Source organism: Roseivirga sp. BDSF3-8, from assembly GCF_041449215.1.
Taxonomy (GTDB): domain Bacteria; phylum Bacteroidota; class Bacteroidia; order Cytophagales; family Cyclobacteriaceae; genus JBGNFV01.
On the sequence record NZ_JBGNFV010000001.1, the window covers coordinates 5,669,077 to 5,691,185 of the forward strand.

Here is a 22,109-nt window from a genome sequence, read left to right on the forward strand (position 1 = left end):
GGCCTTATTACCTGAACTTATCAAAGTAGTTGAGATCCACCTCATACACTACCTTAGGTTTCAGACCTAGCTCCACCTTCTCAAACATCTGTATGAGCTTTTCACCGTCTATGAGTTCTATGGGTGTAGCACCATCCCGTGAAGCTTCCTGCTGGGCAGCCCTGGTATAGGTACCGGTAGTAATCATAATCCCTTTTTCTGCTTTACCCATAATAGCACTACGAAAGTCTCCTATTTGGGCACGACTCACCGATCCTTTGTAGCGCTTGCTCTGGAAGGCTATCTTCATGGTAACGAAAGGATTGATCTCGAGCACACCGAATCCGTCTATGCCCCCGTCAGCTCCCTTAGGCGTAACAGACAGGCTTACAAAACCGTGCTCACGCAATAGCTCCATACATATGTATTCGAAGCCTTCCGGTGATACGCTCTTCAGGACAGACAGCAGGTCATCTTCCGCTGAAAATGTGATCTCGTCAGGGGCTTCAGTGCTTTCTTCCTTTGCCACCTGCTGCTTCCCTGCCTTTTCCTCCCTGATCTGCCGGTTTATCTCTACCCACTTCAGGAATATCTCCCGGGCCTCTTCTTCAGTCAGCGAGGTTTTCTTGCCTTTCTCGGTAAGGCGCCAGGTGCCGCGTATGGATGAGTCCAGCAGGCCTTCCCATACCAGGTACTGCCGCGCCCAGGCTACCTGGTTATGAAAGCGGTTAGTGCCTGACTTCAGCGTGGCATCAAGGGTTCTTTCCTTAAGGCCTTTCATTTCGGCGATCTTTTCAGATACTTCGCGCGGCTTGCCGGAGTAGCCCAGCTCACGCAGGGCATCGAGCAAAGGACCAAACCACTTGATGAATTCGGCTTGTTTTTTCTTTTGGGGCATATCAGTCTTCCAATTCTTTCCCTATGGTTCTGAAGCTTTCCAGGGCTGCTTCCAGGTCTTCTATAATCTCTGCTGCAAGGGTGTCTGGATCGGGCAGGTTGTCCATATCGGTGAGTGTGTCGTCACGCAGCCAGAAGAGGTCCAGGCTGGCTTTGTCACGTGCCACCAGCTCTTCATAGGTATAACGGCGCCAGCGGCCGTCAGGCTTTTCTTCGCTCCACAGCTCCTTGCGGTGGTGCCGGTTGTCAGGGTTATAGCAATTGATAAAGTCCTGCAGGTCGGCCAGCCGCATGGGGTTTTTCTTGAGGGTGTGGTGCACATTGGTACGATAGTCGTAGTACCACACCTCTTTAGTCCAGGGGTCTTTGGCGGCTGTTTTAGCGGTAAAAAAGAGCACGTTTGCCTTTACACCCTGTGCGTAAAAGATGCCGGTAGGCAGGCGCAGCACGGTATGCAGCTCGCAGGTCTGCATGAGTTTGCGGCGCACGGTCTCTCCTGCCCCACCTTCAAATAATACGTTATCCGGAAGTACTACGGCAGCCTCTCCACCGGGCTTTAGCATACTGACGATATGCTGCAGAAAGTTAAGCTGCTTGTTGCTGGTACTGGTCCAGAAGTCCTGGCGGTTCACGTACAGGTCTTCTTTTTCCTCATCGCCCTCCTCGTTGGTGTAGGTCACGGAGCTTTTACGGCCAAAGGGCGGGTTGGCCAGTACGTAGTCGAAGCTTTCGGAAGGCTTGGTAAGCAGGGAGTCGCCACGGGTTATGGGCAGGCGGTGGCTGTCCATTTTGCCAATGTTATGCAGAAAAAGGTTCATAAGCCCTAACTTGGCAGTAGCTGATACAAGCTCCCAGCCGTAGAAGGTCTTTTCTTTGAGAAACTGCTTCTGCTCGCGGTTCAGCGACTGCGCGGCTATATGATCATAGGCACTCAGGAAAAACCCGCCGGTGCCACAGGCCGGATCGGCAATGGTGCGCATTGGCTGTGGCTGCAGGCAGGCTACCATGGCTTGTATCAGGGGGCGTGGCGTAAAGTACTGCCCGGCACCGCTTTTGGTATCTTCGGCATTCTTTTGCAGCAGGCCTTCATATATATCTCCCTTTACGTCGGTGTCCATGCCCGTCCACTGCTCCTGGTCTATCAGTTTTACGAGGCGATAGAGCTTGGCGGGGTCCTGTATTTTATTCTGGGCTTTGGTAAATATCTGCCCGAGCATGCCTTTTTTCTTTCCCAGGGCCTGCAGTGTAGCACGGTAATGCTCTTCCAGTTCAGCACCGGTAAGCTTACTAAGCGCAGGCCAGGCATACTCTGCGGGCAGCCCGGTGTCGCGGTTGTAGGGAGGCTTACTGTATTCATCAGCCATTTTCAGGAACAGCAGGTAGGTAATCTGCTCCAGGTAGTCGCCGTAGCCAATGCCTTCATCGCGAAGGGTATGGCAGTAGTTCCATATTTTTTGGGTAATGGCGTGGGTACTCATATACATTGTTATGTGGTACCTCAAAGATAATGGCTCGTTAGAAAATAGTCGGGTTTTAATGGGAAAGTGTTATTGGCCGGGGTGATTTATATAGCTTACCGGTGTCTGCGATTAGAGCGGTCGAGTAAGTAGTCGTTTTCTGTAAAGATGTGGCTGTCCCGGAAGTTAAAGTCACCATCGTGTGTAACGATAGCAATGGGCCTGGGCTGGCTTTCAGCCATAATCTGCATGTGCCGGTGATAGTACAGGTCGTTAAAGTCATGGGCGGCAGACAAATCCTGTAGTAGCTGCATGGGGGCTACCTTTTCCAGGCAGTCATCGGCTACATAGATAAAACTCTGCAGATTTTTATTTTACGCTTTAATGTTCTGTGAGTCTGATTAAAATGCTCACAGTTCCGCTTACGATAGTGATGCTTATACTTAAAGTCCCTGGGCTCCTTACCACTTTCTTCCAGGTAGGCATCGTATCCCAGTTTCATGTAGCGGTTGTAGATCTCAGAGATGAGCAGGCTGGTCAGGATGATAAGGGGCTTTTCTCTGTTGCCGGACTCCTCCAGTACTTCTCCAAAGAAATCATTATAGGCCTGATCGCTATTTTTGCTGTGTCGTACATCATCAAACTCCGCATCATCATAAATGAGGTAAGTAAGCCAGACATTAGCATCCAGGAAGAAAAGGGAATAATCTTCAAACCTGACTTTATTCAGGCTGCGAATAGCAGGTTGGGGCATATATAAAAGATGGGAAACTTAATCTTCAAAAAGGCTGGCTACCTGCTCACTAGCGATACGGCGCTTCTCAGGTGACTTGGCACGCTCTATCACTTCAGCCACCAGCGTATCTATGTCTTCCTGATCCATATTTTTGATATGGATGTGCTGCTCACGGCCATTATTGCGGGTAACGAGCTTGCCTATAGCGGGGTGCAAAAAGGCGGTGGTAAGACTGCAAATGCCATTAAAATCCAATACAATATCCTCACAAGGCGCGGTAGACGACGCTACCTCCTCATATACCTTCATGCCTTTGCTATGCAGAATAGCATTACGTGAACTGATGATATCGAGAATAGTGAACGTTTTCATGGCTTTGCTAATTTAGTTCGCAAATCTAATAGAATATGATGAATAATTCGCGGTTTTCCTAACTTAATAACGAAAAACAAGATGAACTGTTGTGCCGGGAAACTCATGCTCAAGATGATATGTAGTCTTTCCTTTCTCCGGACAGTACTTCCAATAACAGTCCCCGGAAACAATATGAAGTTCTCCCATATGGTTCATACACTCGCTTAAAATAGTCGATAAGCCCAGGCCCCCTTTGGCTTCTGTCTTAGTAGAATTGCCCTGAAGAGCCCATTCTATAGCCTGAAGAGATGTACTAATATTATTATCAAAATTACTAACATTATTAAGAAAGCCAATACCTACATCACATAAAGTGAATACAAATTTCTTTTTGCCGGGAAAATACTGTCCGCAGGTGTAAATCGGTTCGGTAGTCTCGGCGTGCAGGGCCACATTAGAAAATATCTCCTGGTAGCGGCGTGTTAAGCTTTTAACTAAGTTATAGGGAAGTTGATGCGAATTGCCTCTATGGCCTAAAAAGTCATCGTGAATATAAGCTGTAAAAGCATCGTCCTCCTCCTGGCCGAATGTTCTAAGAGGTACAGTGCTCTGCCGCCTATCAGTAATTTGCGGATTTTCTTCGCCCAGCAGACTATTGACAAGACCATTTCTGACTAGTACATGGTCGTTTTCCAGACTTAACCCTAAATGTATATCTTCTTTTGCTAACTGGTGAGCCATGGCCAGAAGCACCGCCGACATGTTGGCTTCAAAAAAAGTGGGAAGGATCAGGTCGATGTTCTCAATACCATAATTGCGACAATTATGGTACATGCGACCAAGCTCATTATGCCCTACTATTGAGGTATTAATATCTTTTCTTAAGGGATATTCCTCATCTACCAAATCCCGCTCATCAAAGTCAAAGTCATCTTCGTACATACCGGCCGGTTATTTCCGCAAATATACTAATTTTCCGAGGAGGCTGACCCGATCAGATATAAACAGGCATGTATTAGCATAGACCAATGCCTGTCAGGCGTTCATGGCTTCTTCCATGTAGCGCTGGCGGTTGCGCGCCTTTTCATCATCTATAGCCAACTCTATGGCATCATTTATCTTGCGCTTTTTTACGTCTGAGCTTACGCCTGTATACGCAATGCGCTGCTTAAGCTCACGTGCTACTTTGCCTACAGATGCATGGATAAACAGGCTTGAAAACCTATCCAAACCAGTAAAGTCAAGCTCAATAGGCTCGGCAGGGTTACCGGCATGGAAAGAAAGTACCTGATCTGCGACTTTGGAACCCAGTTTAGTGTCTATGCCAATGTGGCTATCAATGATATCTGTAATGCTAAAAATCATTATTGTCTATATAGTTGGTCCAGTATTCCGAATGTAAACAAACCGACATGCTCGTCTTTCCTCTTCCTTTACGTGCCTCTCCTATCATTCAAGCTGGAATTATTCAGGGTGTGAAGATACCTTTTCTGCACGTATCAGGAAAGTATCAATTATAAATACGTCATTATAAACCGGGGCTTATACCTTACCCTTGGTATTGGCCAGTATCTTAACCAGATCACTATAAGGCACATTGGTCTGGCCATCAGACTTGCTGCCCAGGTAGCCGGACTGCGGGGGCTGCGAGATGGCCTTGGCCACTTCCAGCACCAGGGCATTGTGCGCCACGGGGTCATTGTCTTTTACGCTGTTTACAAATAGCTTAAAAGCATCAAGCGCACTCGCCCGGTGCTTGTTTTCCGTATACAGGTGCCGCTGCACATTATAGTGCCGCACAATAAAGCGCAGCACAAAGAAACCGATGGTAATGGTAAGCGCCCTGGAAAGGATGCTGATGCCGATAAGGTAAGAAGCGTCTGTAATTGCCTCTAATTGTTTTGTGCCCGGCAGAAGAATAGCGTTTAGCGTGTTGAAAGCAAGTATAAAACCGATAAGCACTAATATTCCTGCCCCTAGCCACAACATAGATTTATTCTTATTTGAGTCTGCTTCCTGATGGAAAACTTTCGCATACTGCTCTGAGGCTGCCTTAGCAGAAATCTCCTTTACCGCATCCAATCCATCATTTAATTCTTTTAGCCTATTCCTGAATTCAAATCCTCCTGTCTCAGCGAATAATTTTGCATAATACTCTCCCCTGAGACGGTTTCGAATAGCCAGTAGAGACTGGCTGTAAGGTATAGCGAGTAATTCATCTTGGGTTCCGACGAAAACTTCCTGAACCCCCTTGATAACCTCATTGTGTAATTTTTGTATCTCATCAAATGGCTTATCCAAACTTTTTTCATTCTCGATTTGAAAGCTGATCTTAACTAACTTTTCATACACCTTAGCAATGGCATTATCTTCATGATAAAGTAGCTCTACATCACTGGAAAGTAAGTCAGCGATATCTTCTGCGACTTTGAATATTTCACACCATTGGATATAGCTTTGATTGCCATCAGCCATGCTACCGAATGGATTCTTATTTATCTTGTTAAACTTCTCTACTAACTCTTTATTTGTCATAGCTGATACAATATTTATCAATTAATCGAGACGTGTAGTAATCCAGGCCTTTTGTTATTCAGGTGCACCGCTACATCCCCCGAACGGAACACTTCGGCTTTCCCTGATGGGCTGCCCCTGCCTACGCTTGTGAGCGCATTGATAGCCCTTTGCCGCGAAGCTGTCAAGTTAAGATATGAAGTTTACGGAGATGACTACCCCCGATCCATATTCTGCATGTACCACCCCGATCTAAAATACGCCTTCGCGTTTTTAGATCCCCCCTCCTATTATCACAGGAGGGGAGTTTAGGTAGATGCCAGCTATGCATTCCGCAGGAACATTGGTATGCTTGACTATAAAAAACTGGACCAGAAGGGGGACTTATTTTGCTGCATTCCTTCATTCAGTCATTCTCTCATTCAGCCATTAGCTTTGCTTCGGCATCATTTTCATCAGATCAGTCAAGGACACCTTGGGGTCGTTGGCTTCGGCTTTGGCACCGAGGTAGCCGGTGGGGCGGTTCTCAAAGATGGCTTTGGCAAGCTCCAGCACCAGGGTGTGCCGTGTTTCCTTATCCTTAGGGTCAACTGTTTCTACAAAGAGCTTAAAGCTGTCCAGCGCCTTCGCCTTATGCGTATTTTCGGTATACAAGTGCCGCTGCAGGCTATACTGCCTAAAACAAAACCGTATAAGGAAGATACCCAGAGAAACATATAATAGCCGGGAAAAAAGATTAGCAAAGAGGTAGACATTAACCAAAGATTTTTCAGGTACTCCATTCGACCCCTGTTTTTGGTTAGCTTCCCCGTCATTCTGCTGGTCAACCTGTTCTATATTTGATGTGAAGGCAATATACTTATCGAGATTCGGAACGAAGAGATCGCTAAGACATGTAAATAAACCTGCAAATAAAACAACTGTAGCTATACCGGCTCTTAGCCACCGCTTATAAAACTTCCTATGATTCTTAGCCTCTTCCTGGAAAGTCTGCACATACTTGGCACTGAGCTGTGCTTTTGCGGCATCTTCCATGGTGGTTCTGAGCTTTAAAAGGCTATCCTTTTCACGCAGTACTGCATCCACATGAGCTTGCAGGGCTTCTGTGCGAAGTCGTGTGGCTAGTATCAGAACGTTCTTTTCGTACGGCACCTGAGGATACTCATAGTGTGTCTTCCCGTTTTCTTCAATTAATTTGGTGTATTTCCCTTCGTAGACTTCTTCATAAAGTTCTCTTAACTTATCATTGCCTTCTTCTTCTAAATTTCGGTCGCTTTTCCCACGACTCAACTTATACGCAATATCTCTCAGCCTTTTTATATAGTCCTCTATTAAGTCAGCATTCAGTGAATAGACATAGTCATTTACCTTTAAAAATGATACAAAATCCTTCCCGAGCATATAAAGTTCTTCCCATCTTGATAGCGAAGACCCGCTTATATCACCTGGCTTTTCTTCAATTTTGCTGAATTCGGATATGATTGATTCATACTGGCTGTTCATACGATGTATTAGTTTTTCATTTTATCATAAAAGTCAGCTTCAACCCTTACACAATGAGGAAGCTAACCTTTCCGGTCACCTGCTCCCCAATTAACAATTGACAATTCACCATTAACAATTAAACCAACTTTCCCTCAAAAGCCCGCTGCAGTATGCTCCGGCGCAGGTTTTTGCTCTTGAGCAGGGCGGTGCGCGTAGCAGCCTCCAGTTGCTCTACTACAGACAAGCGCTCTTCCAGTTCGTTGACGATCTGGGTTTGTTCTTTAATATCAATCAAAGGTATAGGTAATTCTCTACACGTTGATACTTTGACATTATATTGTCCAGCCGTAGCCTTAGAAGTATTTTCGAGCCATGTAATAGTATGCAGGTCTTGCATGTAGTAAGACAGCCACTTTGAGGAAACGAAATCATTAGGCCTATACCGAACTATTGCCTGGTTAATATTCCATTCTTTAAATTGATCTGTAGCAATTGACACTTTGCCGAGCGGAGGTCCAACAATGTTTATCAGAACATCACCAGGTTCAGTTATTGACCTCTTTAGCTTTTCTTTATGAATATCATCTGGAATGAAATAGGGGTCTTTTTTAAAGTTAAGGGTGCCATCAAATTTCAGATTGTAAACTTTAAGAAAAGGAATCTCACCATCACCAGGACTAAGAAAGTTAGCCTTTGGAGTATAACCATTATCTATATCATCTATTAACTCATTAGCTCTCACCCATTCCCAACCCTCAGGAATTTCCGGAAGGGCAGCTCTTTCTTCGGGGGTGAGGGGGGGCAGGGTTTTGGGGGCTTTGGATTTGGTGGGTTTGCGGCCGGGTTTGCCTGCCTCTTCCCATTGGGTCAGGGCCTGCTGCCAGTCGTGTATGGCTTGCTGGTGGTGGGCCTTGCGGGCTTGGGCTATCTGCTGCAGAAGCTGGCTGGCGGGTGCGGGCGGGTTGTCCCTGCGCCAGTCGGCGGTGAGGGCACCGCTAAAGGCCTGGCGCAGCAGGCTCTGGCGGTAGCGCTGCAGGCGGCGCAGGTTGCGCTCCATACCGGCCTCGGCATGGTCCAGCTCGCTAAACAGGGCCTCGATCTTTTCTACAATTTGTTTTTGAACAGTGGGATGGGGAATACCTACCTCAATGTCATAGGCATCATTTCTATTTAAGCCTGGAATAGCGGTCGAACGATCGTAATTATCTAATCTGAGACTTATAAGAAGAAAATAAATAAATTTTAAGACGTATTTGTCCTTCGGTTGAACAAAATAAGTAGTATCTATTGGCCAGTAGGCTTTATCAGTATAGTGCACTACTCCAGCTGATCCCTTTCTCCCAACGATTACCCCAGGTCCATCAAGCAAATGTTCATCATGTCTACCAACTATACCATTTGATCCAAAAACAGAAAATTCGCCATCTTGATTCCTAACTCTTTTGGGTAGGCTTTTTCCATACTCAAGCTCTATCACCCGCCCTAAAGTAGTCCACTCCCACCCCTCGGGCAGTTCCTTTTTTGTTGTGTTGTTTTCCATTTATCAGGCCACGAGTTCTTCGTTCAGTTCTGCAAGAATAGCAGTGTATTGCTCACCAAACAAGGAATAAAAGCGGTTGAGGCCACCATTATCATTAAAAGGGTGGAGATCCAGGTCTTCCATCTCTACATGAAAGCTGGTGGCAATGTGGTCGCGCAGCATCTGCAGCCACTCCACCTGCTCAGGGGTAAACTGGGTGGCCCCGGCATTTTGCTTAAATATCCATTCTTTGAATTTTTTGCGCACCAGGTCTCCGTAGGGTGTGAGGCTGGCATCGAGGCCTACGATATGGCGCACCAGGCTTACCAGGGCGGTCAGGTCATTGAAGGGGCGGCTGGTGTTGCGGGTATTTTCGAGGCGTGCCCAGGCATCGTATACGCGGGTGGGCATCAGGTCGGGCCTGTCGGCCTTCAGGCGGTTAAACAGCTCTTCTACCAGGTCTGCGCGCAGGCTTTGCCGCCGCCGGGGCATGCTGTAGAGGACCTTAAGGGCGGTTATTTCATCGCGATTTTGCTCTATATACGCCCTGAAGTCCTGCGTGAGGCGTTTGCTGCGGGCGCCTTCATCCTGCCGGTGGCCGACGTATAGTACCTTATCAAGGTTTACGGTATCTATGGTTTGCTCTATTAGCTGCTTTACTTTAACGAGGTAGTCTACTGTGGAGCCGGTCACTATGCGGCCTACTTGCTTTTCGAGTTCTCGCCGGGCCTGGTCTTCCATAGCGGGGGGTACGGTGCCCTGGCCACCCTGTGCGCGGTAGTCTTCTTCTGCTTTTTGGGCTATGGTGTCGGGGTCGGTGGCATCCTTCAGGCGGTTCATAAGCTCCTGCAGGCTCACGCCTCCGGTAACTTCAATAAATCCCTTGTGGTCTTCACTGGTCATTTGCTTATCCAGACGGCTGAGGCGGCTTACGGCGGTGCTGTAGAGTTCGTCGCCGGTTTTGCCGACCATCACCTGCTCCAGCACCTGCTTCAGGCTGAGGCCTTTTTGTACGTTGAGCTGGCGGCTGTCGGTCTTGTGGCTTTCCAGTACGCCGACGGCATCTACTATCACAAAGTGGGTTTTGGCGGTGGTAGCCTTATCGCTTACTTTGCGCAGGTCGTCAAAGCTCAGGGTACGGGTACCGCGGCCCTTCATCTGCTCAAAGTAGGTACGGCTGCGCACATCGCGCATGAAGAGGAGGCATTCGAGGGGCTTTATGTCTGTGCCCGTGGCGATCATGTCTACCGTTACGGCTATGCGGGGGTAGTACTCATTACGGAAGGCGCTCAGTACGGTCTTGGGGTCTTCCTGGCTGCGGTAGGTGACCTTTTTACAAAATTCGTTGCCCTCGCCAAACTCTTCGCGTACGAGTTCAATGATGTCTTCGGCATGGCTGTCGCTTTTGGCAAAGATGAGGGTTTTGGGTACCTGGCTCTGCCGGTCGGGAAATAGTGTGGGCAGGGCATGGCGAAAGGTGCGCAGTACGTGCCGTATCTGGCTTTTGTTTACGACCTTTTTGTCCAGGTCCCGGCCACTGTAGTTTTCGTCTTCATCCAGTTGCTCCCAGCGCTGTTTGCGGGTCAGTTTTTCGCGCTTATACACCTTTTCACCGGCTTCTATTGCGGCCCCTCCGGTGGTAATAGCGGTGCGGATCAGGTACTCTTCATAGTCTACGTTTACGCCGTCTATTACGGCCTGCTCATAGGTGTAGTCGCTTACCACATTTTCATTAAAGTAGGCATAGGTACGGTTGTCGGGCGTGGCGGTAAGGCCTACCTGGTAGGCATCAAAGTAGTCGAGCACCTGTCGCCAGTCATTGTATATGCTGCGGTGGCACTCGTCTATCACTATGGCATCAAAAAACTCCACGGGCACGCGGGGGTTGTACACCACGGTCTGCTTTGTGCCGGTTTCGGCAGGGGTGGCCTCATCGGCCTCCTCGGCTATTTCCTTACCGGTAAGCATGCTGTACAGGCGCTGTATGGTGCTTATGACGACCTGGGTGCCCTGGGGTATGGCACTACTGCGCAGCCGCTGCATGCTGTACAGTTCGGTAAAGGTGCGGTTATCGTCGGTAGGCATAAAGCGGGCAAACTCCTGCTCGGCCTGCTCGCCGAGGTTGCGGGTATCTACTAAAAAGAGTACGCGCCGGGCTTTGGCAAACTTGAGCAGGCGGTATATGGCGGTAATGGCGGTAAAGGTCTTGCCTGCCCCGGTGGCCATCTGGATCAGGGCGCGGGGCTTATCTTCTTTGAGGCTCTGCTCCAGGTTGGTAATGGCTTCAAACTGGCAGTGCCTCAGACCCTCGGGGTGCAGCGGGGGCAGTAGTTGCATATTGGCGCGCAGGCTGTTACCGACCTGCAGTTGCCGCTTCATAGTGTCCGGTCTATGAAAGGAAAACACCTCGCGGCTACGGGGCCTGGGGTCGCCCATGTCGCGAAAGCGGGTAAGCACACCAGTGCTTTCATAGATAAAACGCATGGCCTGCCCCTCGTAGTGCTTTATGCCCTGGCTGGCATACTCGCCGCTCTGCTCTTCTACGGTACTCAGCCTTACGCCTTCTTCCTCGCGCTTGGCCTCTATTATGCCGACAGGATCACCGTCTACCCACAGCACATAGTCTGCGGTACCATTTGGTGTCTGGTACTCGCGCAGGGCCACGCCTAATCCAGCAAAGCGGTCAAACTCGTTTTTGCTCTGTACGGCCCAGCCTGCATCGATCAGCATCCTGTCTATCTTATCACGGGCTATCTGCTCAGGGTCCTGGTTAAGGCGTTGGTTAGCCATAGGTTCCGGGTATTTTGCTACTAAATAGTCTTTCTTTCCAATGCGAATATAATAATAATGATTGAATGAGATGATGATGGAATGAATGGATGAGTGAATGGTGTATAGGCGCGATTTATCGTGTCTTATATTATACAGTATGCTTAGGAAGATGGACTACTTTTAGCCCTTTATTGATAAGCCTGGTGAAGTTGTACAGGTCTACATCATCATAGTGGTCAGAGAACATCTCTTTTCTGAATAAGTAGCCCTCCGGCGGAAAATCATCGTATACTTTATACTTTTCTGCCAGTACCCAAAGCTGACGGTCCACTTGCAAAGGTTTTTTTTCCTGCCTGGCAGTTTCTTCCGTTTTCAATGGTTACTCTTCGGCCTTCCGCTGGCAGTAGCCATGGTGGGGAGTGTGGTATACCTGATCCGTACGACGGACGTGAATATAAAGCCTTTCCTTATCGGGCTATTTGTGTTCTTCTGCGGTGCGGTAGGCCTGGAAGGCCTTGGAGGGGTCATAGACCCTAATCACTTCAACTATCACGTATGGATGGTGGGGGCTGAGGAGACGGTGGAGCTTATCGGTGTGTACCTGATTTTTATAAGTCAGCTTAAGTGGCTGAAGAAGCATTCACCTATAGGTGTTTCAGGGGTGTAGGACGAGAGGGTTGAGTGATTGAGTAACAGAATAATAGAGTTACTGAGTTTTGAGTGGTGAGTTATTAGTTTTTAGTTGGAAAGTTTCGGGTTGGAGTGTCAGGCCTTATTACCTGAACTTATCAAAGTAGGTAAGGTCTATGAATGAATGATAGAGATTTATTGAATTACCTAGTTATTAGTTAACGGATACAGGCTGTTATCACTACCCATACGGTATTAAAATTCAATTATGCCGACAGCCATATCTATTTGCAAAGGTGTTGATTAGTCTCTAAAACGGAATAGCTGATTTTGTATTCTAAGTTCAGTAAACCGCGAAGTTCAACTTCGAGGTAATGATAGGAACGAGGCACAGCCTCGCACCAGGTAGCGTAGACATTTGGCTTTAGTGCCAGCTTCCGGTGGAATGATCATCACATTTTTATATCTACCTTTTTTTATCTGCCCGTTGGGTGCGACCCCAGCTTGAATACAAGTCCAATCCCTGAAGACATTTTCATTGCCATATTGATTGAACTCCTCCGTTTTTGTATTCTCTATGCCTCTGTAATGTCAGGATAGTTTTTCTGCACCCATTCCTGAATACGGTCAAACCCTTTAAAATTATGACTTATGCGAATCACCTTAAACTCTTTCGTATCCGGATACAGAATCAGAGATTTATTATACCCCTGATAATAGCTTTTCTTTATCTTATACCCCTTTATCTTGTCCAGGGGGATTTGACGAACAGGCCTTAATCCGTATTTGGATACTTTCCTTTGATTAATGATTACCTTACTTTTTACATTATCCACAATAATGGCTGTCAGGAGCCCTGCCATAAATATCCAGATGATAGAATGTATTATGATATCTATCGTGTCAAAGAAAGGACTCGGCATTATCATTAACAGATAACCTAAAACAAAAGGTGTTATCGATATCACCCCTACCACTATAAAGGATTTCTTATACCTGAATTCCCCCTTTTTAAACCCTCGGCGAACTGATTTCTTCACAAGCTATACACTGCAAATTTAAAGCAACCTACAAAAAACCTGTCATCATTGATACATAGGAGTATGAGAGGGTATTATCAACATTACCCTTTGCTTTTGCAAGGCAGTAGTCGGAGGCTTATATAAATCTTTATCACAAGATGTAGAATCGTGATAGCTAAGTAACTATCGACGAAGGGATCAATCACCGCTACCTAGCCCCCTAGGAATGAGAATTATTCATTAACAGTGAGGAAATTTCGTAGGGCCACTGCATGAATCCACTTCCTTACTCAACACACGCCAACTCTAGTCAGGAAAAAATTTTTAGTTCTGTAATTGCAGAACTAAATAGACTTTTGTATCGTTGTATCTCCAAACAGCAACTATGTCTGACGCAATAAACTTAACGGAAGAACAAAGAACACTGGTGGAACGCCTGGGGGTGATGCACGAGAAGGGTGGGCTACAGCCTGCGGCTTCACGGGTGCTGGGCCTGTTGCTGGTAGCTCCTGAGACTGAGCTTTCTTTCGATCAAATCAGGGAGACTCTGAACCTGAGTAAAAGTGCGGCCAGCAATGCCATTAACTTCCTGCTGACGACGGGTAAGGTGGATTATGTAACGCGGCCGGGTGAAAGAAAGCGCTACTTTAAAAGTAAGGTGGCTTTCTGGAAGGAGAATATCCGGGAGAAATTCCGTGGCTTTGGGGAGGCTGCTGACCTTATGGAGGAGGCTCTTCACACGCGGCCATCAACTACTCCTGAGTTTAACAGGAGCCTGGAGGAGGTTATCGACTTCATCCGTTTTCTGAATGATGAGCTCCCCGGCTTGTACGCTAAATGGGAGCAGAAAAGGGAGTAAAAAAATTTTACTCTATTGGTTCTTTTAAAACAGAACTAACTACTTATGAAAACTTTATTCGAAACTATATACATGAAGAAGCTATTAATTGCTTTCTCTATCATAGCCGGCACCGTCTGCCCGTTGGCGGGTTTTGCGCAGGTGGAAGGGGCTAATGGAGGAGGCGCTGATTCGGGTACGGCCAAGGAAAGCGACTCTCTGCCTCTTATGCAGCCTACTCTCACTCTGAAGGAGGCACTGAACTATGCCCTTGAGAATAATACGAGCATGCAAAAATCGCTGCTGGACAAGAAGCAGGCTGAGTACCAGATCAATGAGGTAAGGGGCAGCGGACTCCCCCAGGTAAATGGTACGGGGCAGTTGCAGCATTTTCCTAACCTTCCCACGCAGTTGCTACCGGGAGAGATCATCGGGCAGCCGGGGACGCAGGTGCCGGTGCAGTTTGGTAGTGCCTATACGATGAGCGGGGGGGTACAGGTGACGCAGTTGCTTTACAGCCAGTCTTTCCTTACGGGCCTGAAGGCTGCCAGGTCTTCCCGGGAGCTGTATGAAATGCTCCGCATACAGACTGAGGAAGAGGTAATATACCAGGTAGCAGGGGCCTTTTACCAGACGCTGGAGGTGCAGGCGCAGATAGAGGCTTTGGAGAGCAACCTGGACAAACTGGAGCAGGTGGAAGGGCTGATGAGGATCCAGTATGAGAATGACCTGGTAACTAAAACGGACTATAACAGGCTCAGGGTGAATAAAGCGAACCTTACTACGCAGTTGCAATCACTGAAAACAGTAGAAGAACAGTCTAAAAACTTTCTGAAACTCCTTGCGGGCTACCCTATGGATACTGACATCACGCTTGAAGAGGGTGAAAGGCTGGAATCTGTCTCACTGGATAAATTGCAGTGGGAAGCTGTGACGCCTACTTCGATCAGGTTACTGGATAAGCAGACGGAATTGAATGAACTGAATAAGAAGAATATACAGGCTGGCTACTACCCTACCCTATCGGCTTTTGGGCAGCAGACGTGGCAGGCGCAGCGGAATGAGTTTAACTTCTTTGATGGCAGCCACCCGTGGTTTCAGCAGACGGTGATAGGGCTCACGCTGAATGTGCCGATCTTTGATGGCCTGCAAAGGCGAAGCCGGGTACAGCAGTCCAGAATAGATATAGAGAAGCTGGAGCTGGATAAGCTGCAGGCAGAAAGGGCTAATAGTGCAGCCTATGAAAACGCCCGCAAACAACTGATGAACAGCCTCAGCTCTGTGGAAGTGCAGGAGGAAAACCGGGCTCTGGCTGAGGAGGTACTGGGACAAACCCAGGAACTGTATAAGGAACAGGTAAGCAGCCTGAATGATCTCCTGGATGCGGAAACGGCACTGCGTGAAGCACAGATCAACTACTTCCGCGAGGTGCTGAAATTCAGAAAAGCAGAACTGGACCTGCTCAAAGCCCAGGGTCAATTAACGAAACTCCCCAACTTATAATCGCTCATATACTGATGAAAAAAGTACTTACAATCGTTGCTGTTATTGCTGTGATAGGGCTGGTAGCCTTCCAGCTTATGCGGAATAAGGAAGAAATGGCGGAAAGTGCGAAGCTGGCGGAAAGGGTCAGTGACTTTATCCCTGTGCAACTGGGAGAGGTGGAGCTAAAAAGGCCTGAATCTGTGGTGCAGCCACTGGGCACCTTTGAGGCTATTACGGACCTGACGATCCTCTCACAGACGAGCGGGGTGGTGACGAGGATGTACCACCGTAAAGGTGAAACTGTAAAGAAGGGTGATCTGCTGGCACAGGTGGAAAACGGCAGGCTGCAGGCTCAGGTAGATGCTGCCAAAGCGAACTATGAGAAGCTGAAGGTGGATGAAGAACGCTTTGAGAAACTCTACGAAAAAGAGGCTGTCACCAAGCGCCAGCTTGAGGATGTGCGCATAGGCCTGGCGAACGCTAACGCACAGTACGAAATCGCCCGCAAACAACTGGCTGATACGTACATCAGGGCGACTACGCCGGGCACAATCAATGAGGACTACTTTCAGCAGGGCTCTAACATTACTATGAATGCAAAACTGTATGACATAGTGGATGTGAGCAAGCTCTACCTTAATGTGAAGGTGACCGCTAATAATATTATGAATGTGCAGGAGGGCAGCGGGGTAACGGTGACGACGGACCAGCACCCGGGGGCGGAATACAGGGGTAAAGTAACTGCTGTAGCTGCCAAAGCGGATGCCAGCATGAAGTATAATGTGGAAATACTGCTGGATAACGATAAGGAGAAACCGCTTAAAGCTGGCATGTTCGGCAAGGCTGAGTTTCCCTTTAGGAGTGCGGATGAAGGGCTGTATATCAACCGTGACGCCCTTACCGGCAGCATAAAGGACCCTACGGTATTTGTGGTGAAGGACGGAAAAGCGCAACGGAAAAAGATAGTGGTAGGGGAAATTTTTGACAGTGAAGTGGAAGTGATAAAGGGCCTTGAGCAGGGGGACCAGGTAGTGGTAAACGGCCAGATCAACCTGAAGGAGGGCACGAAAGTGAAGCCTGTAAACGCTGGCAACGGGGGGACTACCTCTCCTTCGAAAGCTGAATAAGCGCCTTTATTTCCTCTTAAAAGAACACAAGCATGCAACTAGTTAAAACATCTATAAAGCGGCCTACGATCGTGGTGGTACTGTTTACGATACTGCTGGCCCTGGGCGCTTTCAGCTATACTCAGCTTAATTATGAGCTTATCCCTAAGATCAGCTCGCCTATCGTATCTGTCGTAACGGTGTACCCGGGTGCTTCTCCCTATGAGGTGGAAAACTCGGTAACCAAAGAGATAGAAGACGCTGTGTCTTCTATGGAAGGAATTAAAAAGATTACTTCTAACTCCATGGAAAGCGTATCTGTGGTGACGGTGGAGCTGGAGCAAAGTATGGACGTGGACCTGTCTCTGCAGGAGGCTCAGCGTAAGATCAATGCTATGATAAGTAATCTGCCGGATGATGTGGAGACGCCATCACTGGGAAAGTTTGACCTGGGCGACCTGCCTATTATGAGGCTGGGGGTTGCGGCAGATGTGTCTCCTACGGTGCTGTATGACATGGTGGACCAGAAAATAGTGCCTGAGCTGTCCAGGATACCGGGGGTGGCACAGGTAAATGTCCTTGGTGGGCAGGAGCGTGAGATCAGGGTAAATATAAATGAGGAACAGCTACAGGCGCAGCAACTGAGCATTCTGCAGATCCGTCAGGCTATAGAGGGAGCGAATATGGACTTCCCTACGGGTAAGATCAAACAGGCGGACCAGCAGACTACGATCAGGCTTACGGGTAAGTACTCTTCCCTGGAGCAGATGCGTAATCTGGTGATTGTGACGCGGCCCGACGGCTCGCTGGTAAGGCTGAGGGATGTGGCGGAAGTACAGGACACGAAGAAGGACGCTGAAATTTACAGCCGTGTAAACGGGGAGAACGCTATAGGCCTGACGATACAGAAACAAAGTGACGCCAATGCGGTGGAGATCAGTGAGCTTGCCAAGGCCAAAATGGCGGAACTGGAGCAAACGTTTGACAGCAACGGCCTTGCATTTAACATTGCCAGTGATAGTTCGGACTTTACACTGGAAGCTGCAGAAGGAGTAATGCATGACCTGGTTATCGCGATTGTGCTGGTGGCCTTCATCATGCTGCTCTTCCTGCACAGCTTACGTACGGCTGTGATTGTGATGGTGTCGGTACCGATGTCTATCATAGCGACTCTTACAGGAATGTACCTGTTTGGCTTCTCGCTGAACCTGATGTCTCTACTGGCGCTGTCTCTTGTAGTAGGTATTCTGGTAGATGATGCTATTGTGGTGATAGAAAACATCTACCGCCATATGGAGATGGGCAAGAACCGGATACAGGCTGCTTATGATGGTGTACGCGAGATCGGGGTAACGGTGGTATCAATCACCCTGGTGATCATTGCGGTGTTTGTGCCTATCGCGCTTACGGGTGGTACGGTGGGTGACTTGCTGCTTCAGTTCTCTATTACTGTGGCACTGAGTACAGCACTGAGCCTGCTGGTAGCCTTCACGGTGATCCCCTTGCTGGCCTCACGCTTTGCGAAGGTGGAGCACCTGAACAAAAAATCTCTTGTGGGACGAGTGGTAAATGGCTTTGAGGGCATTGTTACGGGTTTTGAAAACAGCATGACGGGCAGCCTCAGGTGGGCTTTTAACCATAAAGCGATCGTACTGATTGGCTCTCTGCTGCTTTTTGCCGGCAGCTTCATGCTTGTGGGAGCAGGCTTTATCGGTAGTGAATTTGTGGCGTCGGGTGACCGGGGTGAATTCATCATCGAGGTGGAGATGCCGAAAAAATCGTCATTGGAAAACACGAACTTTACGGCGATGGAAATAGAGCGTTTCCTAAGCCGGTATGATGTGGTGCAGTCTGTGACCACGACGGTAGGCCAAACCAGCGGCCGCATGTCGAGCTCTACTGAGCCGTTCAAAGCGGAGGTGATGGTTACGCTCATAGATAAGGACAAGCGTGAGGTAAGCACGGATATCTTTTCCCGTGAGGTAAAAATAGCCCTGGAGGAGAATATCCCGGGGGCTAAGATCAAGCCGGTGCCTGTAAGTATCATGGGTACTGCGGATGATGCGCCTATCCAGGTGATACTGGAAGGGTCTGACCTGGACCAGCTCCTGGCCTACTCTCAGGTGGTAATGGACAGCCTTACAGGTATTGAGGGTACTACGGAGATACAGACGAGTGTGGATGAGGGCAACCCTGAGATCAAGGTGGAGGTAGACCGTGAGAAAATGGCTGACCTGGGCCTGACGATGCAAATGGTAGGTGGTACTATGCAGACGGCCTTTAGTGGTTCGCAGGAAACGAAATACCGTGACGGGGTGGATGAATATGATATCAGCATTCAACTGGACCAGTTTGACCGTGAGAATGCAGACGACATTCGCAAGCTGACGCTCATCAATAACCGTGGCGAGGCTGTACAGCTGGGGCAGTTTGTAACTGTGATAGAAGGCTCTGGCCCCAGCCGTCTGGAGCGCCTGGACAGAACTACTACGGTAACGGTAAAAGCTCAGGTGGTAGGGCGCCCGGTGGGTACTGTGGGTACGGAAGTTAACGAAATGGTGGCACGACTGGACATGCCTGAGGGGGTGGACTACCAGATGGGTGGCCAGCTTGAACGTCAGGGGGAAGCATTTGGCAGCCTCTTCATTGCTCTTTTTGCTTCGCTTGCTTTGGTGTACCTGATTATGGTAGCTCTGTATGACAGCTACGCTTACCCTTTTGTGGTGATGTTCTCATTGCCGCTTGCGATAATCGGTGCGCTGCTTGCCCTGGCTCTGACTGGCAGTTCGCTGAGCATCTTCTCTATACTTGGTATGATCATGCTGATAGGACTGGTCGCTAAAAACGCTATCCTGGTGGTGGACTTTACGAACCAACTTAAGGCGGCAGGCCTGGAAGTAAAGCAAGCACTTATAAAAGCTACGCAGGTGCGTATCCGCCCTATCCTTATGACTACTCTGGCTATGGCGATAGGTATGCTTCCTATTGCGCTGGCCTCAGGTGCGGGTGCGGAATGGAAGAACGGCCTCGCATGGGTGCTAATAGGGGGGCTTACCAGCTCGATGTTCCTTACGCTGATTGTGGTGCCTGTCATCTATTACCTTATGGACCGGGTACTGGCAACGTTCGGATGGGATAAGCAGACTGAAATAGTACTTGAGGAAACGCCTATGGAAGAGCTTAATACGGAGATAGAGGAAAGTCTGGCTCAGGCTCAGAAGCATCAGCCACGGCCTGAAGTTCATGCTGTTTAAAGACGTTGTCCGTGTCAGTTTTGGTTGACACCCCCGGTCGGGAATTCCCGGCCGGGGTTATTTTTTTCCTGACGAGGGGGGAATTATTGACTAATAAATTTATTGAGTTGCTGAATTATGGTGAAAAGGTAGGGGATATTATCCTTATCTACCCAGTGTAAATGAGAGGAAGGCGGCTGGCCCTGGTACCAGGGATTGTAGGGCTTATTTGTGTAAGTAACCGGTGGAGTGATTCTGAAAGATGGCTCTAGTCAGGCTACGATGGTGTGCCGACGTGCTGCTATTTATTAGCTGGCTTAGTTAGCTGTAATTCAATACCGGGCTCAGAAACCCCTGCTATGTCTAAAGTATAAATAAACTTCTATCTTTCGGGGGGCAAAAAAGTGGCTGCATGCTGGGTATTTTAGTGATCTTACTGATATCATGGGTACTACTGTGGTTTTTTGAGGGGAGAAGCCTGATGGTGCTGGGGATACTGCCGGCTGGCAGGAGGTTTATCCAGTTTTTAGTGGGCTTTATCCTTACGGCCCTGCTCTGCGCAGCAATTCAGTGCATTGAGGGCTGGCAAAGAGAGGCAGGATGGTCTTTAAATGCTGACTTCAGCCTTACTTCTCTGCTTCGGATGCTATGGTGGGACTTCCGGTCTGCTTACTGAGGAGCTTATCTTCAGGGGGGCTGTGCTGTTTATTCTTTTAAGGAGAATCGGGAAAAGCAATGCATTGCTCCTTTCTGCGGCGGCATTCGGGGTATACCATTGGTTTAGCTTCGGCCTATGGGGCAATGTGGTTCCTATGGTGGTGATCTTTACCGGTACGGGCCTAATGGGCTATGCGCTGGCCTTAGCCTATTACAAAACGGAGTCTGTGGCGCTACCTGTGGGCATACACCTGGGCTGGAACTTTACTCTTAATACTGTCTTTTCCAAAGGCCCTCTGGGCACGGGGGTGATGATAAGCTCCACCGCATTACCTCCTAATACCTTGTTTTCGCTAATAGGTCTTATTGGTGCCCCCCTGCTTATATTGGCAGGGGTAAAGGTTTTGCTACCTCAAAAGGTACCTGTAGGGCGGTAAGTATTCGTGTTTTTATCTTAACAGGCTGGCTATGTGTATAAAAACAAAAAAGCCCGCTCCCCTGAAAGGAACGGGCATATATATGACTGTTTCAATTTAACACTGCATTGTATTAGGGTTCCAAATGCCACAGTTATACTGGCCGTAACATGCTGTATAATCAACTGTTTCACAGAGATTTACTGATTCGCAAATAGAGTCAGTCTCAAAACCGCCTCTTACGTTGCGCTGATTGGTCGTGCTGAAGCTCTTTACTTCAAGTTTGTCGAGGCTTAATTTTTCTTTCTTCATAGCTTTATTTGCTGTTAAAAATAAATTATTAATCCAGTGGGAATTTCTTCTCACTGGAGGGTTTAAACATAGCGATTGATTCTGTTGATCAATTGTGGTTAGAATTACTGGCACATACCTGCGGTATCGTAGATCTGGCATTGACGATCACCATAACATGCTGTATAATCAACTGTCTCGCCATCGGGAATACAAAGATCGGAATAGGCGCCGCCCCTGGATCTGGCAGCAGCAGAGGTAGTAAAGCTTTTCACATTAAGCTGATCGAGGGATAATTTGTCTTTCTTCATAGTCTGTTATCAATATATAAACATTATTTAATTCCATTAAAATAAGAAATTTTCATTGCCAAAAAAGCCCCAAACGGAATAATTATACCTCACACAACTGCTCACCCTATTACCGAAGCTTATTTTTGCGGAAATAAAGGGCTTTTGCCTACTATCTGACCAAGTGGATAGCTATTGCTTTTTACACCCGGGGGATGAGATCAGGCAGGGGGGAAAATAAAGTAAAGGAATTGTTGAGTAATAGAGTAACTGAGTTATGAATTGAGGTAAGAAAAAGGGAGAAATAAAGTGGCTTGCTTATAGGTTAAAAATTTGGGTGTGGCAAAAAATGGGCTTACACTCGCCACGAAATAATACAAATAAATACAACACATAGGAATACCAAGGATAGGACAAGGAATACCCCT

General features: G+C 48.0%; 21 protein-coding genes. 7 read left to right on the forward strand and 14 right to left on the reverse strand.

Annotated features, from left to right (window positions below; translation table 11 throughout):
• Positions 1 to 7: 7 nt before the first annotated feature.
• The 12 genes from AB9P05_RS23060 to AB9P05_RS23115 form a co-directional block, all read right to left on the reverse strand.
• Positions 8 to 877: a restriction endonuclease gene (locus AB9P05_RS23060; RefSeq protein ID WP_371911202.1), complete on the reverse strand. Its 870-nt coding sequence runs from the start codon at positions 875 to 877 to the stop codon at positions 8 to 10.
• Position 878: 1 nt separating this feature from the next.
• Positions 879 to 2,360, reverse strand: coding sequence for an N-6 DNA methylase (locus AB9P05_RS23065; RefSeq protein WP_371911379.1), 1,482 nt, complete (start codon positions 2,358 to 2,360; stop codon positions 879 to 881).
• Positions 2,361 to 2,449: 89 nt separating this feature from the next.
• Positions 2,450 to 2,647, reverse strand: a complete 198-nt coding sequence (locus tag AB9P05_RS23070) for a hypothetical protein (protein WP_371911203.1) — start codon at positions 2,645 to 2,647, stop codon at positions 2,450 to 2,452.
• Between the two features lie 29 nt (positions 2,648 to 2,676).
• Entirely contained in the window at positions 2,677 to 3,087 is a 411-nt protein-coding gene (locus tag AB9P05_RS23075) for a hypothetical protein (protein ID WP_371911204.1), read from the reverse strand.
• Positions 3,088 to 3,105: 18 nt separating this feature from the next.
• Positions 3,106 to 3,441 carry an STAS-like domain-containing protein gene (locus tag AB9P05_RS23080; protein ID WP_371911205.1) on the reverse strand — a complete coding sequence of 112 codons (336 nt, stop codon included), beginning with the start codon at positions 3,439 to 3,441 and terminating at the stop codon, positions 3,106 to 3,108.
• A 63-nt stretch (positions 3,442 to 3,504) separates the two neighbouring features.
• Positions 3,505 to 4,365 (reverse strand): hypothetical protein, encoded by an 861-nt coding sequence (locus AB9P05_RS23085; protein ID WP_371911206.1) that lies wholly within the window; start codon positions 4,363 to 4,365, stop codon positions 3,505 to 3,507.
• A gap of 93 nt (positions 4,366 to 4,458) precedes the next feature.
• Complete coding sequence (locus tag AB9P05_RS23090; protein WP_371911207.1) at positions 4,459 to 4,788, reverse strand: STAS-like domain-containing protein; 330 nt, start codon at positions 4,786 to 4,788, stop codon at positions 4,459 to 4,461.
• A 177-nt stretch (positions 4,789 to 4,965) separates the two neighbouring features.
• Complete coding sequence (locus tag AB9P05_RS23095; RefSeq protein WP_371911208.1) at positions 4,966 to 5,958, reverse strand: hypothetical protein; 993 nt, start codon at positions 5,956 to 5,958, stop codon at positions 4,966 to 4,968.
• 408 nt (positions 5,959 to 6,366) lie between these two features.
• Positions 6,367 to 7,440, reverse strand: coding sequence for a hypothetical protein (locus AB9P05_RS23100; RefSeq protein WP_371911209.1), 1,074 nt, complete (start codon positions 7,438 to 7,440; stop codon positions 6,367 to 6,369).
• Positions 7,441 to 7,558: 118 nt separating this feature from the next.
• On the reverse strand, positions 7,559 to 8,962 hold the full coding sequence (locus AB9P05_RS23105) for a restriction endonuclease subunit S (protein WP_371911210.1): 1,404 nt from the start codon (positions 8,960 to 8,962) through the stop codon (positions 7,559 to 7,561).
• Between the two features lie 3 nt (positions 8,963 to 8,965).
• The gene (locus tag AB9P05_RS23110; RefSeq protein WP_371911211.1) at positions 8,966 to 11,731 is read right to left on the reverse strand and encodes a DEAD/DEAH box helicase family protein; all 2,766 of its coding nucleotides are present in this window, start codon (positions 11,729 to 11,731) and stop codon (positions 8,966 to 8,968) included.
• Between the two features lie 130 nt (positions 11,732 to 11,861).
• Entirely contained in the window at positions 11,862 to 12,044 is a 183-nt protein-coding gene (locus AB9P05_RS23115; RefSeq protein WP_371911212.1) for a hypothetical protein, read from the reverse strand.
• Here AB9P05_RS23115 and AB9P05_RS23120 point away from each other — a divergent pair, their 5' ends adjacent.
• The gene (locus AB9P05_RS23120; protein ID WP_371911213.1) at positions 12,045 to 12,380 is read left to right on the forward strand and encodes a hypothetical protein; all 336 of its coding nucleotides are present in this window, start codon (positions 12,045 to 12,047) and stop codon (positions 12,378 to 12,380) included.
• Between the two features lie 538 nt (positions 12,381 to 12,918).
• Here AB9P05_RS23120 and AB9P05_RS23125 read toward each other — a convergent pair.
• Positions 12,919 to 13,206: a hypothetical protein gene (locus AB9P05_RS23125; protein WP_371911214.1), complete on the reverse strand. Its 288-nt coding sequence runs from the start codon at positions 13,204 to 13,206 to the stop codon at positions 12,919 to 12,921.
• A gap of 544 nt (positions 13,207 to 13,750) precedes the next feature.
• Here AB9P05_RS23125 and AB9P05_RS23130 point away from each other — a divergent pair.
• From AB9P05_RS23130 to AB9P05_RS23155, 6 genes are all read left to right on the forward strand, one after another.
• A complete protein-coding gene (locus tag AB9P05_RS23130) occupies positions 13,751 to 14,224 on the forward strand; it encodes a GbsR/MarR family transcriptional regulator (RefSeq protein WP_371911215.1) in 474 nt (157 codons plus the stop codon).
• 45 nt (positions 14,225 to 14,269) lie between these two features.
• The gene (locus tag AB9P05_RS23135; protein WP_371911216.1) at positions 14,270 to 15,706 is read left to right on the forward strand and encodes a TolC family protein; all 1,437 of its coding nucleotides are present in this window, start codon (positions 14,270 to 14,272) and stop codon (positions 15,704 to 15,706) included.
• A gap of 14 nt (positions 15,707 to 15,720) precedes the next feature.
• Positions 15,721 to 16,815 carry an efflux RND transporter periplasmic adaptor subunit gene (locus tag AB9P05_RS23140; RefSeq protein ID WP_371911217.1) on the forward strand — a complete coding sequence of 365 codons (1,095 nt, stop codon included), beginning with the start codon at positions 15,721 to 15,723 and terminating at the stop codon, positions 16,813 to 16,815.
• Positions 16,816 to 16,847: 32 nt separating this feature from the next.
• Positions 16,848 to 20,048, forward strand: coding sequence for an efflux RND transporter permease subunit (locus AB9P05_RS23145; protein WP_371911218.1), 3,201 nt, complete (start codon positions 16,848 to 16,850; stop codon positions 20,046 to 20,048).
• 391 nt (positions 20,049 to 20,439) lie between these two features.
• Entirely contained in the window at positions 20,440 to 20,703 is a 264-nt protein-coding gene (locus AB9P05_RS23150; protein WP_371911219.1) for a hypothetical protein, read from the forward strand.
• Positions 20,639 to 21,121, forward strand: a complete 483-nt coding sequence (locus AB9P05_RS23155; protein ID WP_371911220.1) for a CPBP family intramembrane glutamic endopeptidase — start codon at positions 20,639 to 20,641, stop codon at positions 21,119 to 21,121. The genes AB9P05_RS23150 and AB9P05_RS23155 overlap by 65 nt, the downstream gene beginning before the upstream one ends.
• 395 nt (positions 21,122 to 21,516) lie before the next feature.
• Here the strand turns inward: AB9P05_RS23155 and AB9P05_RS23160 are convergent, their stop codons facing one another.
• Entirely contained in the window at positions 21,517 to 21,702 is a 186-nt protein-coding gene (locus AB9P05_RS23160) for a pinensin family lanthipeptide (protein WP_371911221.1), read from the reverse strand.
• Positions 21,703 to 22,109: the final 407 nt, after the last annotated feature.